The organism is Methylobacterium sp. Leaf108, from assembly GCF_001423265.1.
Lineage (GTDB): Bacteria > Pseudomonadota > Alphaproteobacteria > Rhizobiales > Beijerinckiaceae > Methylobacterium.
The window spans coordinates 104,971-122,216 of sequence record NZ_LMND01000030.1; the positions used below are offsets into that span (position 1 = coordinate 104,971).

Consider the following 17,246-nt stretch of genomic DNA (forward strand, 5'->3'; position numbering starts at 1 on the left):
GGCCGACGCTTCACCCTGCTCTGGCTCTCGGTCTGTCGCAGGTCTTCGACGCAAGACCGATGACCCCTTTTGCGAAGCCGGCTTGGAAACCGGCCCCCGTCAGCAGGCCTCGTCGAGGCTCGGTGGGGCCGCCAGCATTGCGACGATCTTGGCAGCGAGGGCATCGGGCCGGAACGGCTTGACGAGGAATCCGTCGACGCCGGCGTCGCGGGCGGCGAGCCGGGCCGCGGAGCGGGCGTTCGCCGTCAGCATGAGGAACCGGATGGGGGCGAGGGCGGCATCGGCACGGATGCGGGCCAGGAGCTCGATCCCGTTCACCGGGGTCATGGTCCAGTCCGAGATCACGAGCTCGAATCGATGGCGGCGAAGGAGCGTCCAGGCTTCTTCGCCGTCGCCCGCATAGCGAACATCGCTGAAACCGAAGGCGCCGAGCAGCGACACCAGGGTCGCGCCGATGATCTCGCTGTCGTCGACCACGAGGACGGGGAGCCGCTCGGGCCGAAACGGGCGCAGCCGGTCGGCGGCGCTGCCCGCCTCCGCCCCCCCGGCGGCGGGCGTCGGGGCCGGCCGCACGGCACCGACCAGGGGGGCGAAGCTCGCGATGGCTCGGGCGGGACTGACGACGGGTCCGAGGATGCCGTCGACGCCGGCCGCGGCCAGACGGTCACGCATCTCCGGGCAGTCGACAGACGTGGCGGTGACGGGCAGAGCGAATGCCCGGCACGCCGCGAGAATGGCCGCGAGGCGCGAAGCCGGCGCTTCGGGGCGTGCAAACAGTCCGGCCAGTTTCACGTTCCCGAAAATGCCGCCGTCGAGGGCGGCGATCGACGCCGTGCCGGCACCGAAATCCTCCAGGCCGAGCCTGACCTTCAGGGCGCGAAGCCTCATCAGCGTCTCGGTGACGGATCGACCGCCGGCCAGGACGGCGGCCTCGCCGACATCCACCCGCAGGCGCGTCGGATCGAGGCCGGTGAGCGCGAGAGCCTGCGAGACGCTGAGTGCGACGTCGCCGCCGGTGAGCTGCGACGGGCAGACCGGCACTGCGATCCCGAGGGGTCGGGTCCAGCTCGCGGCCTGCCGACAGACCTCGTGGATAAGCCAGTCCCCGATCGACGTCATCAGGCCGGCCTGCTCGGCGATCGGTACGAAGACCGCGGGAGCGATCGGCCCGAGGCGCGCACTGTGCCACGACAGGCTCACGTCGAAGCCCGAAACACTGCCGGTGGCGACGTCGATCTGCGGCTCATAGGCGAGTTCGAGCTCGCCCCGATCGATGGCGAACAGGAGATCCGCCTCGATCGCCCGGCGGCGTTCGACGGCGTCGTCGAGGGAGGGATCGAACACGCGAAACGTGTTCTTGCCCTCGCGCTTGGCCTTGTAGAGCGCGGCGTCTGCGTTGCGCAGCAGGTCCGCGATCGACCGGCCCTGGTGCGGATGATGGGCGATCCCGATGCTGACGCCGAGATGGAGGGGCGCGTCGGCGACGAAGAAGGGAAGGCCGATCGCGGCCACCAGCCGCTCGGCCAGCCGGACGGATTGCGACGGATGACCGGTGAAGGCCTGCAGGATCACGAACTCGTCGCCACCGAGGCGGAAGACCAGGTCGCTTTCGCGGGTGGCGTCCTTCAGCCGGCGCGCCACTACGCGCAGCGCTTCGTCGCCGGCGGCATGGCCGTGATTGTCGTTGATCGCCTTGAAGCCGTCGAGATCGAGACAGAGCACTGCGAATTCGGCGCCGTAACGGCCGGCGCCGGTGTGCTCGACATCGACGACGTGATCGAGGCCGAGCCGGTTACGCAAGCCCGTGAGCGGATCGTAGCGCGCATGGCGGCCGACCCGCTCGACAGCGGAACTGCGGGCGCGCAGGTCGTGGATGTTGAGCAGGCCCAGGGAAGCGCCGCCGAGGACCACCCGCCGATGCTGGATCTCGACGCCGATCGCATCGGGGCCGGCGAGCACGATCTCGACCGGGGCCGTGCCCTCGGGCGCGCAGATCGCACGCAGAACGATGCCACGATGGGCGTCCGTCGCCAGTTCCTCGGCCCGGCTCCCGACGAGGGCGCGGGGATCGCATCCCAGCAGGCCGCCGAGGCTGGCGTTGGCCTCCAGGATCAGGCCGTCGGGCGATACGATCGCCACGCCGTCCACGATCGCGTCGGACAGGCTCCGAATCCGCAGCAATTCCGCATCGATCCTGCCGGGTTGGTCGTCGCATTCCATCATCGGATCGTCGACTCGCATCCCCGCCGGCACTCGCCGCTCCGAGTCACCATTCAGCGCTGAAGAAGAGCTTAAGATCGCCCGGCCGGGGCACGGCGCCGCAGGCCAATTCCGCGATGACGATCGGGCTGCCGGCGCTCTGAAAAATTATCTCCGCCAGAGACTTGTGAGGCCCGATGCAAAGCGCCGGCAGGCCCGCGCCCGCTCAGGACAAGACTTCGTGAGGGAAGACCTCGATCGTGTCGCCGGGATCGAGCCGGGTGCGCTCCTCGCCGAGCTGCGCCAGCCCGTCGCCGCCGGTGAGCGAGGTGAGGGCGCCGGCGCCGTCGCGGGGGTACTTGCGGGCCTCGAACACCCCGTCGGCGCCGCGATGCAGGCTGACGCGCACGAATTCGCGGCGCCCGGTCTTCTTGGCGTAGGCGAAACCGGCCCGGGCCGGGATGCCGATGGGCGGCAGGTAGGTGGCACCCCCGAGGCGGGCGAGGAGCGGACGCACCACGAACACCAGGGTGACATAGGCCGCGACCGGGTTGCCCGGCAGCCCGACGAACGGCGTGCCGGAAATCGTGCCCATGGCGACCGGGCGGCCCGGCTTGATGCCGAGTCGCCAGAACATCAGCTGCCCGGCGGCCTCCACCGCCGCCTTGACGTGGTCCTCTTCCCCCGTGGAGACGCCGCCGGAGGTGAGCACGAGGTCGTGGTCGGCGGCAGCCGCCGCCAGTCGCTCGGTCAGCACGCCCCGGTCGTCGCGCAGGAGGCCGAGGTCCGCCACCGCGACGCCGAGGCGGCGCAGCAGGGTGACGAGCATGATGCGGTTGGCATCGTAGATGCCGCCGGGCGGCAGCGGGGCGCCGGGCTCGGTCAGTTCGTTGCCGGTGGAGAAGACGGCCACGCGCAGGCGCCGGCGCACGCTCAGCGCGGCATGGCCCACCGCCGCGGCCAGCGCCAGGTCCTGGGGCCTCAGGCGCCGGCCGGCGGGAACGACGATGGTCCCCCTGGTGACGTCCTCGCCCGCCAGCCGGCGGTTGGCACCGCGCTTCAGGCCGGTCGGCAGGCCGACGACATCGCCCTCCCGCCGCACGTCCTCCTGCATGAACACGGTGTCGGCACCGGCAGGCATCGGGGCGCCGGTGAAGATCCGCACGGCATTGCCGGCGATGGCGAGGCCGGGCCCGGTCGCCCCCGCCGCGATGCGGCCGGCCACCGGCAGCACGGTCTCGCCCGCGGGGTCGAGGTCGGCGTGGCGCAGGGCGTAGCCGTCCACCGCCGAGTTGTCGAAGGGCGGCAGGTCGATCCCGGCCAGAACGTCGGCCGCCGCGATGCGGCCGTCCGCCTCGTCGAGGGGGACGGTCTCGCACCCCGCCAGCACCGGCAGGCGGTCCTGCATCAGTGCGATGGCCTCCTCGATGGAGAGAAGCGATCCGCCGAAGGCGAAGCAGTCGTCAGTGAGCTGGGCCATGATCCGACCGTCGGTCCTGCAGCCTGTCCAGCACGGCCTCGATCGGCTCGGCCAGGGCCAGGACGGTATCGGCGATGGCGGCGATGGCGTCGAGGGCGACCACCGGCACCCCGGCCCGCGCGAACGGAACATCGCTCGCCACCGCGACGATGCGCGCGTCGTCCGGGTGCAGGGGCGGCTGGCCGTTGGCGGCGCGGAACACCTCGAGCTTGGGGTGGGCCTCGCGCTTGAAGCCCTCGACCACGACGAGATCGCAGGGGCTCAGGCGCCGCAGGAGGTCGGCGAGGGTCGCCTCGGCGCCGTCCGCGACCTCGTGGATCTGCACCCAGCGCCGGCTCGACGACACGACGACCTCGCTTGCCCCGGCCTCGCGGTGGCGGTGCGAATCCTTGCCGGGCCTGTCGACGTCGAAGGCGTGGTGGGCGTGCTTGACCGTCGCCAAGCGAAGCCCGCGCTGGCACAGCACGGGGATCAGGCGCGTCAGGAGCGTCGTCTTCCCGGCCCCGCTCCAGCCCGCGAGGCCGATGACCCTCATGGCGGCCATCAGCGCCCCTTGTCTCGCGACAGGCCGAGGGCCGTCAGGTCGTCGCCGGTCGCGGCCTCGGCCAGGACCTCGAGGAACGCCGCCAAGGCCGGCGAGACGACGGCGTCGCCGGCATGGGCAAAGTCGTAATGCTCTTCCCTCAGCGGCAGGAAGCCGAGGCCGTAGAGCGTGGCGACCGTCGCGATGGCGACGCCCCAGTCGGCCCGCCCCTGCGCCACCGCCGCGGCCACCGCGTTGTGGGAGCGCGGCTGGTTCCAGAAGCCCGCCGGCCGCGCCCCTGCCAGGAGGCCGTCGACGAGGAGGCGGGTGCCCGAGCCGGTGTTGCGGTTGACCATCACCACGTCGGGATCGTCGCGAAGGCCGGCAATGGCCGTCTCGGCGTCGCGGCCGGCAAAGCGCGGATCGTCCGGCCGGAACACCACGCCCTGGAGGCGGCGCCAGCCCGCCACCAGGGCGAGGCCGGGGCGCAGGAACGGCGCATTGTAGCGGCCGCTGAGCGGATCGAACAGGTGAAGGGCGGCCAGATCGCATTCGCCACGCTCCAGAGCGGCCAGCCCGCCCGAGGAGCCCACCCAGATCGTGCGCGCGCGGACCCCCCGTTCGGCCAGGCGCCCGACCACGCGGTCGAGGCCGAGGCAATGGCTGCCGGCGATGGTGAGATCGGGCGTCCGCGCCCCCGCGCCGAGGCGGGTCAGGCTCACGCGCTCGCCGGCCTCCAGCCCGGACCGCTCGGCCGGGACGGCGAAAAAGCCGTCGGCCTGGGAGAAGGCGGTGACCGAGCCCGAGCCCTTGGGCAGCGGCACCGCCACCGCGCCGTCCGGCCCTCGGACCAGGGCCGCCATGACGAACTCCATCCGCCCGAACTCGGACGACAGGCGCTGCGGCAGGACGGCCTCGACGCCGGCCTCCTCCCGCGGGGGGAGGCCGGCAAGGGCGCGGATCAGGGGGACGACGACATCGTGGAAGGTGAACATGGCCGAGGTCGGAAAGCCCGGCAGCACCACGATGGCCTTGCCTTCGGCCTTGGCGAGGCACAGCGGCTTGCCGGGCTTGAGCGCCACGCCGTGCACGAGGATGCCGGGCGGCCCGAGCCGCGACAGGATGCGGTGCGAGACATCCCCCGCTCCCTTCGAGGTCCCGCCCGACAGGACGACGAGGTCGCAGGCGGCCAGGGCGGCGCGGATCTTCGCCTCGAGGGCATCGCCGTCGTCGGGCACGATCCCGAAGGAGACCGCCTCGCCGCCGTTCTCGGCGACGCTCGCCGCGACGATGGCACCGTTGGAATCGTAGATGCCGGCCGCCGGGAGGGCGGTGCCGGGGGCTACCAGTTCGTCGCCCGTCGAGATCACGCCGACGCGGGGACGGCGCACCACCGTCACCGCTGAAAGGCCGCAGGCGGCGAGCATGCCGATCTCGCGGGCGGTGAGGAGGGTGCGCGCCCGCAGCACGGTCTCGCCGCGGGCCATGTCGGTCCCGGCATAGCCGACGAACTGGCCCGGCGCGGCTGCCCTGGAAAGGTCGACGGCCATTCCGCCGTCGTCGTCGCGGAATTCGGTGGCCTCGATCATCACCACGGCGTCGGCCCCGCGCGGCAGCATGCCGCCGGTGGCGATGGGGGTGGCCGTGCCCGCGGTCACCGCTTCCGCCGGGGCGATGCCGCAACTCAGGATCTCGCGGTTGAGGACGAGGCGCCGCGGTGCGGCCTCGCCCGCCCCGCGCGTATCGGCGGCGCGCACCGCGAATCCGTCCACCAGAGCCCGGTCGAAAGGCGGTACGTCGATGGGCGAGGCGACGTCCTGCGCCAGCACCCGTCCCAATGCGGCGGCCAGCAAAACCGTCTCGTCGCCGAGGGGGACGTGCGGGATCTCGGCGCGAAACAGCGCCAGCGCCGCATCGCGCGAGAGCACGTTCAGGAACTGCTCCTGGCGGGACGCCGCCGCGAGGCGCGCGGCGAAGGCGTCGGCCGGGTCCGGGGGAGGGGGCATCGTCACAGGGGGATGAACGGGACCGTCGTCCCTTCGCCATAGCCCTCCCGCTCGGGCGGCACCAGAACCGCGGCGTCGGCGAGGCACAGGCGATGCAGGGGAATCTCGGCCCCGCCCAGCGGCACGAGCCCGCCCGCCTCCCGGCGTACGAACACGATATCGCTCACCCCGAGGGCCGAGACGACCTTGCGGGTGAGCGGCGCGGTCGGGCGATCGGCGGCGACAGCCCCCGACAGGGTGTCGAGGAGCGGACGCACGAGGGCGAGGTAGGCGGCGAGCGCCGCCTCGGGCCGGCCGGGGATCAGCACGACCGGACGGCCCGTCGCGCTCCCGAAGCCCGCGCTTTCGCCCGGACGCAAGGCGATGCCGTGGACGGCGACGGTGCCGGCGGCGGCGAGACCGGCCGCACTCCGGTCGGTACGCCCGAACCCGGTACCGCCGACGACGAGGACGGCATCCGCCGATGCCGCGAGGATGGCGTCGGCGATGGCCTGCGCCGCGTCGGGCGCGTCGAGGACGGCCACGACGCGGGCACCGTCGGCCGCGATCAGGCCGGCGAGCCCCCGGCAGACGGGTGCGGCATGCGCGCCGGTGGCGATCAACGCGACGGCCGGGCTTCGGACCTCGACCGCCGCGATCCCGCAGGCGACGAGAGCCATACTCTGCAGGGGCGTGAGCCGAGTTCCCGCCGCCACCAGGACGTCGCCGCCGCCGAGGTCGCCGCCGGCCTGCCGGGTCCCGTCGGTCCCGGCGGCATCGGCGACGACGGCGATCCGGCCCATCGGATCGGGGGTGTCCGGTACCGCCTCCGGGTCGAGGACCGTATCGGCGCCGACGGGGAGGCGATCTCCGGCCTCGACCCATTCGGGGCGCCGCACGAGCAGGACCGGCGAATAGGGACCGGCCCCCGCCACCGCCTCGGCGGCCACCGCCCAGCCGTCGCGGAGCGCGAGCGGCACGGCCGGACAACCGGCCGGCACCAAGACGTCCGCCGCCATCCGCGCCCCGATGGCTGCGGCGAGATCGCGACGCAGGGGCGCCACGTGGGCCACGCCGGCCAGAAGGCGCCGGCACGCGGCATCGAGGGGCGTCAGGGCGCTGGACGCGGACCGGGGCCCGTCACCACTCATCGCTGCGGGACGATCTGTGCTGCCCATGCGCGCCAGCGTTGGTCCAAACCCGCCGGTCGATCAAGCTGTGCCGCCGTCGCGTCGGTCGACGAGAGGCCTCATTCTTCAGGCCGCTCGTCGCGCCACCTGCGCTTCGATCGCGAGATCCCAGGCGCCGGTGGCGCGCAGCGTTCCGGACGCACCGTCGAGGGCACCACGGCGCAGGTTCAGCCCGAGGAACCGCGACCGCTCGAACGGGCCCGGCATGGACAAACCCGCCGTGAGCAGCCCGGAAAAGCCGAAGCGGGCGTAGTAGGGCGCGTCGCCCACCAGCAACACCCCGCCGTGGCCGAGGGCCTCGGCCCGCGCCAGGGCGGTCCACATCAGCGTCGTGCCGAGCCCGGCCCCGTGCAGGGCCGGATCGACCGCCAGCGGGCCGAGCAGCAGCGCGGGCCGGCCGAGACCGGCCTCCACGTGCCAGAGCCGCACGGTCCCGACGATGCGGCCCTGACGCTCGGCCGAGAACGCGAGTCCCCGTGCCGGCAACCGGCCCTCGCGCAGGCGCTCGCTGGTCTTGGCCAGGCGCGCCGTGCCGAAGCAGGCGTCGAGCAGCCGCTCGCGCGCAACGACGTCGCCATCCTGTTCCTGACGGATCTCGATCACGGCCTTGGAGCCTTCCCATGGTCTGGCGGGAGACGAAACACACCGCACCGAAGCCCCGTTCCGCGGCGATCGGCGTCGGATCGGCCGATCCCGCGGGGACCGGCCCCGCGGGATGCGTCGCGTCAGATCACGTACTGCTGCAGGGGCGGGAAGCCGTTGAACGCCACCGCCGCGTAGGTGGTGGTGTAGGCCCCGGCTCCCTCGATCAGCACCTTGTCGCCGATCGAAAGCGAGACCGGCAGCGGGTAGGGCACCTTCTCGTAGAGCACGTCCGCCGAATCGCAGGTCGGTCCGGCCAAGACGCACGGGGACATCCGGTCCTCGTCGTGGTCGGTGGTGACGCGGTAGCGGATCGACTCGTCCATGGTCTCGGCGAGTCCCCCGAACTTTCCGATGTCGAGGTAGACCCAGCGGATCTCGTCCTCGGCATCCGACTTCTTGGACACCAGCACCACCTCGGCCTCGATCATGCCGGCGTTGCCGACCATGCCGCGGCCCGGCTCGATGATGGTCTCTGGCAACTGGTTGCCGAAGTGCTTGGTGAGAGCGCGGAAGATCGCGTCGCCGTAGCTCTCCACGCCCGGCACCGCCTTGAGGTACTGCGTGGGAAAGCCGCCGCCGAGGTTGACCATGGACAGCGCGATTCCACGGTCCGCACACTCGCGAAATATGGCGGCGGCGGAGGCGAGCGCCCCGTCCCAGGCGCCGGTGTTGGCCTGCTGCGAGCCGACGTGGAACGAGACGCCGTAGGCGTTCAGCCCCTGGCGGCAGGCGTGCTCGAGCACGTCCACGGCCATTTCCGGCACACAGCCGAACTTGCGCGAGAGCGGCCATTCGGCGCCGGCGCCGTCGCACAGGATGCGGCAGAACACCTGGACCTCGCCGCCCCCGATGCCGGCGGCCTCCGCCGCGCGGGCGATCTTCTCGACCTCGGCCTGGCAATCCACCGCGAACAGGCGCACGCCGAGCTTGAGCGCCCGGCCGATGCAGCGCTCCTTCTTGATGGTGTTGCCGAACGAGATCCGGTCGGCGGTGGCGCCTGATGCGAGCGCCATCTCCACCTCCACCACGGAGGCCGTGTCGAAGCACGAGCCCATCTCGGCGAGCAGGCGCAGCACTTCCGGGGCCGGGTTCGCCTTCACCGCGTAGAACACGCGGGTGTCGGGCAGCGCGCGGGCGAAGGCGGTGTAGTTGTCGCGCACGACATCGAGGTCGAGCACCATCACCGGGCCCTCGTCCTGGCCCATGTCGCGGCGAGCGCGCAGGAAGTCGCGGATGCGATCGGTCATGGTGTTTCCAACCCACAGGTTCGCAAGCGCCCGAACGCGGGGCGCGCTGTCGAAATCGGGACGGCGACGAGCCGTCCGGCGTCTGGGGGCGATGCGTCGCGCAAGCCCGCGTGCTGTGGAGACACGCGGTCGGCGCGGGCGCACGCGCACCCGGAAGCTGCCGTGGATTGGTAAGGGAATGTCCCCACCGCACGCCGGGCAAAGAGAAACAAGCCTCTTCGGTGCCGGCCTTTGGAGGGCCGACGAGACCAAAAAAGCCCGTTCGTCGTTGCTTTAAGCTGCGTCCCCCGTGGAGAGCGGGGTTCGCCGGTTTCGCCTCCGGCTGCCGGTTGTTGTCGGGGTCCGGTGTCGCCACCTGGATGCCGGCCGGAGGGGATCCACCCTGTCGACCATCGATCCTTTAAGACCCCTGGCGGCTGTCCGGCAGTTGGCCGGATGCCCACCAACCGACACGCGGCCACAGGCACGTGCGAAATTGGGCAAGGGCGATATACGGGCGGGGGGTCGGCGCCACAAGCACAAACAGCCGGCTCACCATTAAAAACAGGCCTCGGGAGGCAGGCTGTTGCACGGACGCCGCGCTCCTCGTGCAGGCTCTCGTCGCAGGCCCTTCCCAATCGCCGGCGAACCGGCCATCAAGCCGGCACCTCGCCGCCGCACACATCTCCCAAGCTGCCCTCGACCATCGACAGGACCATCACCGTGCCCACCCGCTCCGCCGCCACGAGGCAAACGGCTGCCCCGCGACCGACGATCCGGGCGGCGACGCCGGACGATCTCGACGCGCTGGTGGCGCTCGAATACGCGGCCTTCGCCAGCGATCAGGCCGAACGTCGGGCGATCCGGCACGCGATCCGGTCGGCGAGCATGACGGTACTGGTGGCGGTGATGGGGGAGGAGAACGGCGCGGATGTCCTCGTGGCCGCGGCGACCCTGGAACGGCGACGCGGCACGCGCAGTTCGCGGCTCTCGTCGATCGCCGTCTCGCCGACTCGGACGGGATCGGGCCTCGGCAGCATCATGCTCGACGCCGCGGAGGAGGATGCGCACTCACACGGCTGCTCGGTCCTGCGGCTCGAGGTCCGCGCTGACAACGGCGCCGGCATCCGGCTCTACGAGCGGCACGGCTATACGCGCTTTGCGGTCATCCCCGACTATTACGAGGACGGCATGGAGGCGTGGCGCTACGAAAAGGCGCTGTAAAAACCCTCCCCCCGGGTGGGGAGAGGGAGCACCGCCGAGGATCCGTTCGAGATCAGTCGCAGCTTTCCTTGGTGACCGTCTTGCGGTCGCCGTCCTCGTTTTCCTTCGTCACCGTCTTGGAGCGGCAACCGTCGGCGCTCTCGCGGCGCTCGATGGTGCGGGTCTCGGAGGCGGGACGGTCGACGATCACCCGGTCGGGGGCGTCGCGCTCGATGATGGTGGTCTGGGCCTGGGCCGCGGAAGCACCAGCCAGGGCCAGAAGGGTGGCGGCGACAATCGAATAACGCATGCGTCTCTCCATCGGGAATACGCGGCCTAACGACGCCGATGGGCCAACCGTTCCGCTTGCGCGATGCCGAATTCACCCGGCCGAGACGGGAGGATCGTGCAAGAGCGATCCTCCGTTCCGCAATGGCCCGGTGACGCGGTCGCGGTCAGCCCTCGATCCTGGAGAAATCCGCCACTTCTTGCGTCGCCTCACGCAGGGCATTGAGGAGGGCGAGGCGGTTTTCGCGCAACCGCGGCTCAGCGGCGTTGACGGTGACCTTTTCGAAGAAGGCGTCCACCGGCGCCCGCAGGGTCGAGAGCGCCCGCATCGCACCGGCAAAGTCCTCCGCCGCCACGGCGGTCGAGGCGGCCTCGCGCGCCACCACCAGCGCCTCGGAGAGGGCCCGCTCCTCGGGCTCGCCGGCCGCCGCGAGGGCCGCATCGGGGGCGCCCTCGTAGGCGCGGCCGTCCTTCTTTTCCTCGATTCGCAGGATGTTGGCCGCGCGCTTGTAGCCGGCGAGCAGGTTCCGGCCGTCGTCGCTGTCGAGGAATCGTCCCAACGCCTCGACGCGGCGGACGACCATGAGGAGGTCGTCCTGGCCGCGCAGGGCGAAGACGGCGTCGATCAGGTCGTGTCGCGCTCCCTGGTCGCGGAGGTAGACTTTGAGGCGGTCGGCGAAGAAGATCAGCAGGCTGTCCGCGATCTGCTCGCAAACTTCCAATTTCACCTGTCGCGTCGTGTGTCCATCGCCGCGTCTCTTTTCATCATACTTGCCCGGCAGATCGGCCAAACCCTGAACGAACAATACCTGATGCTGAATGATGGTAAGGAGGTGTAAGCGAAAGGAGCCATCAAGGATCAACCGAATGACGCCAAGCGCCGCCCGCCGCAACGCATAAGGGTCCTTACTCCCCGTCGGCTTCTCGTCGATCGCCCAAAATCCGACCAGCGTGTCGAGCTTGTCCGCCAGCGCCACGGCCACCGAGACCGGATCGGTCGGCACCCGGTCGCTCGGACCAACCGGCTTGTAATGCTCCTCGATCGCCGCCGCGACGCTGGCAGGCTCACCCTGAAGGGTCGCGTACTTGCGCCCCATCAAGCCCTGCAATTCTGGGAACTCGCCGACCATCTCGGTGACGAGGTCGGCCTTGGCGAGCCGTGCCGCGCGCTCGGCGAGGTCAGGATCGGCGCCGACGAGCGGTGCCAGTTCGCGCGCCAGCGCCGCGATGCGCTCTACCCGCTGCCCTTGTGTGCCGAGTTTCTCGTGGAACACGATGGTGTCGAGTTTCGGCAGCCGGTCTTCGAGGAGCACCGCCTTGTCGGTCTCGAAGAAGAAGCGCGCATCCGAGAGCCGGGCCCGCACCACGCGCTCGTTGCCGGCGGTGATGGCGAGCCCGCCGTCGCTGGCCACCAGATTCGCGGTGAGGATGAAGGCCGGCGCGAGGGCGTCGCTGCCGCCCTTGCGCAGCACGAAGCACTTCTGGTTGGCACGGATCGTCGCCCGCACCGCCTCCGCCGGGATCTCCAGGAAGGCCTCGTCGAAGGTCCCGAGCAGGACCACGGGCCATTCGACCAGCCCGGCGACCTCCTCGAGCAGGCCGTCGTCCTCCACGAGTTCGAGGCCGCGGGCGAAGGCGAGGTCGCGGGCGTCGTGCAGGATGATGTCCTTGCGCCGCTCGGTATCGAGGACGACGTGGGCACGTTCCAGCGCCTGGACGTAGTCGTCGAAGCGGCGCACCTCGATCGGACCCGGCGACAGGAAGCGGTGGCCCCAGGTGGTGGTGCCGGCCACGATCCCGTCGACGGCGAAAGGCACCACCTCCGGCGTCTCGGTCTCCGGGCCGAAGGTGGCCACGATCGACTGCAGCGGACGCACCCAGCGCAACGCCCCGGGCTGCGCCGAGGCGGCGCCCCAGCGCATCGACTTCGGCCAGGGAAAGCTTTTGACGACTTGCGGCAGGATCTCGGCCAGGACGTCGAGGGTGTCGCGGCCGGGCCGCTCGATCACGGCGACGTAGAACTCGCCCTTCTTCGGGTCGGTGACGACGGTCGCCTGATCGATGCTCGTCAGGCCGGCGCTCTTCAAGAAGCCCTGGACGGCACCGTCCGGCGCACCGACGCGGGGGCCTTTGCGCTCCTCGCGCACATCCTTGCCGCGGGCGGGCAGGCCGGCAACGTGCAACGCGAGGCGCCGCGGGGTCGCGAAGGCCTTGGCGCCTTCATAGAGAAAGCCGCGCTCGACCATGGCGTCGGTGACGAGCTTCTTCAGGTCGTCGGCCGCCCGCCGCTGCATGCGGGCGGGAATCTCTTCGGAGCGCAGTTCGAGGAGGAGGTCGGGCATGATCGGCGGCTGGTGCCTCGGCCCCCGACCCTCAGGCAGGCGGGGGCTGCGGAATGACGGGCCGGCCGTGGCCGGGCGATGACGTGCCCGTGTAGAGAGCCCGCTCGGGCGTGTCGAGAAGCGGGCGGCCGCCTCAGGGCAGCGGCGCCGACATGATCGCCTCGAGCCGCCAGCGCTCCTTCGTCAGCGCCCGCACGTCGGTGACGAGCCAGAGCCCGTTCTCCTTGACGAGATCGTAGCGCAGGTCCTGATTCGAAAAGTTCTTGAAGCGCGCCTGGACCTCGGCCTTGGTCTCGTTCGCCGACAGGGTCTTGAGCACCAGGGTCTTGCGCCAGCCGGCCTGCGTATCCTGACCGTTGACGTGATAGGCGAACCCGAGCCGCCCGACCTCGCCCTTCGACTCCGTCGCATCCTTTTCGAACAGGGTGCGCAGGCCCTTGGCGAGGAACCGCCATTCGTTGACGTCGTCCGCGGCGTAGAGGGCGCGCACCGTCTCGACCGGATCGGTGGCCGACTGCGCGATGGCCGGTGCCGCGGCGAGGGTGACGAGGAGGGCGAGTGTGAGGCGCATGATGTCCGCTCCCGCTTGATCGCGTCGCTGTCCGTCGGTGGGCCGTGTCACGCAGGTCTGGAAACGGTCGTCGATCTTGGGGTTTTTGCCGACTTGGCTGCGCCTCATTAATGACGCCCCCGAACCGCCGACGATGTCGGGGCTTCGTCGGCCCCGCCAAGGTGATGACGGTGCCGACGATGATCCGCGGGACCGGCGCTCGTGGTCTGATGTCTAGGGCGCACCACCACCCGCGGTCCTCAGCCACGCCGCCCCGCACGCCTTCGCCAGTTCCCGCACCCTGAGGATGTAGCTCTGGCGCTCGGTCACCGAGATCACGCCGCGGGCGTCGAGCAGGTTGAAGACGTGGCTCGCCTTGATGCACTGGTCGTAGGCCGGCTGGGCCATGCGATGGCGCTCGGTCTGCGTGGCCGGGGCGCCGGCGTCGAGATAGCTGCGGCAGGCCTTCTCCGCGTCGGTGAACTGCCGGAACAGCATCGCCGTGTCGGCGGCCTCGAAGTTGTGGCGGGAGTATTCCTGTTCCGCCTGCAGGAAGACGTCGCCGTAGCTGACGCGGTCCTCGCCAGAGCCGCCGTTGAAGTTGAGGTCGTAGACGTTCTCGACGCCCTGGACGTACATGGCGAGGCGTTCGAGACCATAGGTGAGTTCGCCCGCCACCGGTGCGCATTCGAAACCGGCCACCTGCTGGAAGTAGGTGAACTGGCTGACCTCCATCCCGTCGCACCAGCATTCCCAGCCGAGACCCCAGGCGCCCAGCGTCGGGCTTTCCCAGTCGTCCTCGACGAAACGGATGTCGTGGAGCTTCAGGTCGACGCCGATGGCGTCGAGGGAGGCGAGGTAGAGCTCCTGCAGGTTGGGCGGGTTCGGCTTCAGGATGACCTGGAACTGGTAGTAGTGCTGCAGCCGGTTGGGGTTCTCGCCGTAGCGCCCGTCCTTCGGGCGGCGGGAGGGCTGCACGTAGGCGGCCTTCCAGGGCTTGGGGCCGAGCGCCCTGAGCGTGGTGGCCGGATGGAAGGTGCCCGCGCCGACCTCCATGTCGTAGGGCTGCAGGATCACGCACCCCTGGGCGGCCCAGAAGTTCTGGAGCGTGAGGATCAGCCCCTGGAACGAGGTCTTGTGGGACGAGATCTCGTCAGACGAGAGTTTGGGCGCGGGATCGACGGCGCTCGACATGGAATGGCGTCCGGTGCGGTTGACTGGCGGGCAGCGTTTAAGGGGGTCGCCCCCCGTGTCAACGGCACCGCTCTGCACGGTGGTGTGTGCCCGGGCACGCAATTCCGCCACGATTCGATTTAGGCCCGGAACTGTCCCGCCTGCAGCCAAGTTTATGCAGCAATCAAGGGGTCGCGGATCGTCTTCGGATGGTCCCGTAAATCGGAATGCCGGATCATGCGCCAGTCGTTCACTGTCTTCGCCGCCGTCCTCGCCGCCTCGCTGGTCGCGACACCTCTGGTGATCAGCGCCTCCAACGCCTTCGCAACCCCTGAGAGCACGGATGCCGTGGTGATGCCCGCGGTGGTGACTGCGATCGAGGTCGCGCCGGTGGCCGCACCCGTCGTCGCCGAGACCTGCCAGCGCAAGGTCCGCGTCGTCTATGCCGGCTACGCCCAGGCGGGCTGCACCGCCGCCCGCTGAGCCGGCCTCACAACCCGAACCGCGCCCAGGCCGCCCTCTCGTCGAGGGCGGCGATCGCGTCCTCGGCCAGGTTCGGCATTCGTGCGAAAGACGTTCCGCCGGGTCCGGCCCGCCGCAGGAGCCGCGCGATCAGCGAACCCCGGCGGTCCGCCACGAGGACGAGTTCCACCGCCTTGCCGTACCGCTCCCTCAGGGTCGAGCGCACGTCGCCGAGGCCGTCGACCAGACCGAGCTCGAGTGCCTGCCGCCCGGTCCACACCGCGCCGGTGAAGAGGTTGCGGTCGGCCGTCAGCTTCGGGCGGCGCTCGCGGACCAGGGCGGTGAAGAGCTCCTGCACGTCGGCCTGGATGGCGAGCAGGCGGGCGACGTCGGCCGGGTCTTCCGGCCGGAACGGATCGAGCATGGCCTTGGCCTCGCCCTGGGTGTGGATGCGACGCTCGACACCCAGACGCTCGATGAGCCTGTCGAAACCGAACCCCGCCGAAACGACGCCGATGGAGCCCACCAGAGAGGCCGGATCGACCACGATCTCGTCGGCGGCGCAGGCGATCATGTAGCCGCCCGAGGCCGCGACATCCTCGACGAACGCGAAGACCGGCAGTGTCTTCTCAGCCGCCAGTGCCCGGATCCGCCGATGGATGAGATGCGACTGAGCGGCCGACCCGCCGGGCGAATTGATGACGAGGGCCACCGCCGTGATCCCCTTGAGGGAGAAGCCGCGCTCCAGGCTCGAGGCGATGCCGGCGATCGACAACCCGGCGCGGAACGGGGAGACCGCGCCGATCGCGCCGCTGAGGCGGATCACCGCCACCCGCGGCACGGTCTTGCGCCAGCGGACCGGAAGCATCGAGCGAAGCCAGGTGGGCAGGGTGATCGGCATGGTCGCGAATTCCCGAGGGCTTGAGTCGGGATGCGGCTTACCACGGCGGGCGACGACCGCGGGTGCCCCCGCGTCGCCGCAGACTCAGGTCGTGGGAAGACCCGCGCCGCGGTGGAGGGCTTGCGCCTCGGGGGTGAAGCGGCCGTCCGCCTGCTGCAGCACCAGGGGCGGCAGCAGGCTGGTGGGAGCACGGCTGGCCTTGGTCGCCGTCACCAGGATGCGGATCGCGGGTCGGTCGGCACGGGCATGGACCGGGCGGATGGCGAGACCGCCGAAGCGGGCGCGCAAGGCCTCCAGGCAATGCTCCAGGGCATCGGCCCGATGGATCAGGCCGAGCCGGCCCTTGGGCCCGAGCACATCGGTGCAGGTGCGCAGCCAGCCATCGAGGTCACCGGCGCCGAAGCTGTGGGCATCGCGCTTGCCCGCGACCGGCGACGGGCGATGCCGCGCTTCGTCGAAATAGGGCGGGTTCGTCACGACGAGGTCGGCCAGTCCCGGCAGGAGGCCGGCGGCATGGCGCGCGGTCGCGGCGGCCAGGATATCGGCCTCGATGACGGAGGCGCGGTCGCCGAGCCCGTTCAACGCAACATTGGCGCGGGCCAGTTCGACGAGGGTGGCTTCGCGTTCAACCAGGACGACCCGGCAAGCGGGATTGAGCGCGGCGACCGCCAGCCCCACCGCACCGGCGCCCGCGCCGAGATCGCAGACGGTGCTGCCCGGCTCCGGCGCCACGAGATGCGCCAGGAGGACCGCATCGGTTCCGGCCCGATGCGCGCCCGGCGGCGGCTGGTGCAGATGCAGTCGTCCACCGAGCCAGGCGTCGGGGTCCGCCATCGTCACGGTGCGCGCAACTCGTGGGCGAGGCCGGCGTCCGTGAGGAGGCGCCGGGCCTGGAGGGCAAGGTCGTCGGGCACGAGCAGGCGCCGTGAGAACGCGCCGATCGACCCTTCCATCAGGCTCATGTGGGTATCGGCCACCAGGACCGGGATCTCGGCGCCGTCGAGGAGGGATTGGGCGAAACCGATCAGGACGATGTCGTTTGTGCGGATCAGTTCCGTCATGCTCAAGCTCCCCCGGCG

The 17,246-nt window shown here is 70.9% G+C and carries 16 protein-coding genes; 2 read left to right on the top strand and 14 right to left on the bottom strand.

Annotated features, from left to right (window positions below; genetic code table 11):
* Positions 1-99 precede the first annotated feature (99 nt).
* The 7 genes from ASF39_RS13390 to ASF39_RS13420 all read right to left on the bottom strand — a co-directional run bounded on the left by ASF39_RS13390 (position 100) and on the right by ASF39_RS13420 (position 9,269).
* Positions 100-2,181 carry a diguanylate cyclase gene (locus tag ASF39_RS13390; protein ID WP_210168675.1) on the bottom strand — a complete coding sequence of 694 codons (2,082 nt, stop codon included), beginning with the start codon at positions 2,179-2,181 and terminating at the stop codon, positions 100-102.
* A 244-nt stretch (positions 2,182-2,425) separates the two neighbouring features.
* Complete coding sequence (glp, locus tag ASF39_RS13395; protein ID WP_056284663.1) at positions 2,426-3,679, bottom strand: gephyrin-like molybdotransferase Glp; 1,254 nt, start codon at positions 3,677-3,679, stop codon at positions 2,426-2,428.
* Positions 3,663-4,223 (bottom strand): molybdopterin-guanine dinucleotide biosynthesis protein B, encoded by a 561-nt coding sequence (gene mobB / locus ASF39_RS13400; RefSeq protein ID WP_200938228.1) that lies wholly within the window; start codon positions 4,221-4,223, stop codon positions 3,663-3,665. Before mobB ends, glp begins: the two co-directional genes overlap by 17 nt.
* The gene (locus tag ASF39_RS13405) at positions 4,223-6,208 is read right to left on the bottom strand and encodes a molybdopterin biosynthesis protein (RefSeq protein WP_056284666.1); all 1,986 of its coding nucleotides are present in this window, start codon (positions 6,206-6,208) and stop codon (positions 4,223-4,225) included. The genes mobB and ASF39_RS13405 overlap by 1 nt, the downstream gene beginning before the upstream one ends.
* Positions 6,209-6,210: 2 nt before the next feature.
* Positions 6,211-7,338, bottom strand: a complete 1,128-nt coding sequence (locus ASF39_RS13410; RefSeq protein WP_056284669.1) for a molybdopterin-binding protein — start codon at positions 7,336-7,338, stop codon at positions 6,211-6,213.
* Positions 7,339-7,443: 105 nt separating this feature from the next.
* On the bottom strand, positions 7,444-7,980 hold the full coding sequence (locus tag ASF39_RS13415) for an N-acetyltransferase (protein ID WP_056284672.1): 537 nt from the start codon (positions 7,978-7,980) through the stop codon (positions 7,444-7,446).
* A 122-nt stretch (positions 7,981-8,102) separates the two neighbouring features.
* On the bottom strand, positions 8,103-9,269 hold the full coding sequence (locus ASF39_RS13420; RefSeq protein ID WP_056284675.1) for a type III PLP-dependent enzyme: 1,167 nt from the start codon (positions 9,267-9,269) through the stop codon (positions 8,103-8,105).
* Between the two features lie 702 nt (positions 9,270-9,971).
* On the opposite strand from ASF39_RS13420, the gene ASF39_RS13425 reads away from it, so the two are divergent.
* Positions 9,972-10,472 (top strand): N-acetyltransferase, encoded by a 501-nt coding sequence (locus tag ASF39_RS13425; protein ID WP_056284678.1) that lies wholly within the window; start codon positions 9,972-9,974, stop codon positions 10,470-10,472.
* A 52-nt stretch (positions 10,473-10,524) separates the two neighbouring features.
* On the opposite strand, the gene ASF39_RS13430 is transcribed toward ASF39_RS13425, so the two are convergent.
* The 4 genes from ASF39_RS13430 to ASF39_RS13445 form a co-directional block, all read right to left on the bottom strand.
* Positions 10,525-10,761, bottom strand: coding sequence for a hypothetical protein (locus tag ASF39_RS13430; RefSeq protein ID WP_055884305.1), 237 nt, complete (start codon positions 10,759-10,761; stop codon positions 10,525-10,527).
* A 145-nt stretch (positions 10,762-10,906) separates the two neighbouring features.
* Entirely contained in the window at positions 10,907-13,081 is a 2,175-nt protein-coding gene (gene glyS, locus ASF39_RS13435) for a glycine--tRNA ligase subunit beta (protein WP_056284680.1), read from the bottom strand.
* Positions 13,082-13,214: 133 nt separating this feature from the next.
* Positions 13,215-13,652: a DUF3828 domain-containing protein gene (locus tag ASF39_RS13440; protein ID WP_056285149.1), complete on the bottom strand. Its 438-nt coding sequence runs from the start codon at positions 13,650-13,652 to the stop codon at positions 13,215-13,217.
* A gap of 213 nt (positions 13,653-13,865) precedes the next feature.
* Positions 13,866-14,825 carry a glycine--tRNA ligase subunit alpha gene (locus ASF39_RS13445; protein WP_055884294.1) on the bottom strand — a complete coding sequence of 320 codons (960 nt, stop codon included), beginning with the start codon at positions 14,823-14,825 and terminating at the stop codon, positions 13,866-13,868.
* A gap of 216 nt (positions 14,826-15,041) precedes the next feature.
* Between ASF39_RS13445 and ASF39_RS13450 the strand changes: the two genes are divergently transcribed.
* A complete protein-coding gene (locus ASF39_RS13450) occupies positions 15,042-15,287 on the top strand; it encodes a hypothetical protein (protein WP_056284682.1) in 246 nt (81 codons plus the stop codon).
* Between the two features lie 7 nt (positions 15,288-15,294).
* On the opposite strand, the gene ASF39_RS13455 is transcribed toward ASF39_RS13450, so the two are convergent.
* The 3 genes from ASF39_RS13455 to ASF39_RS13465 form a co-directional block, all read right to left on the bottom strand.
* Positions 15,295-16,167 carry a S49 family peptidase gene (locus ASF39_RS13455; protein ID WP_056284685.1) on the bottom strand — a complete coding sequence of 291 codons (873 nt, stop codon included), beginning with the start codon at positions 16,165-16,167 and terminating at the stop codon, positions 15,295-15,297.
* Between the two features lie 84 nt (positions 16,168-16,251).
* Positions 16,252-17,001, bottom strand: a complete 750-nt coding sequence (locus ASF39_RS13460) for a methyltransferase (RefSeq protein WP_056284687.1) — start codon at positions 16,999-17,001, stop codon at positions 16,252-16,254.
* Between the two features lie 2 nt (positions 17,002-17,003).
* A complete protein-coding gene (locus ASF39_RS13465; protein ID WP_055884281.1) occupies positions 17,004-17,228 on the bottom strand; it encodes a DUF2007 domain-containing protein in 225 nt (74 codons plus the stop codon).
* Positions 17,229-17,246 lie beyond the last annotated feature (18 nt).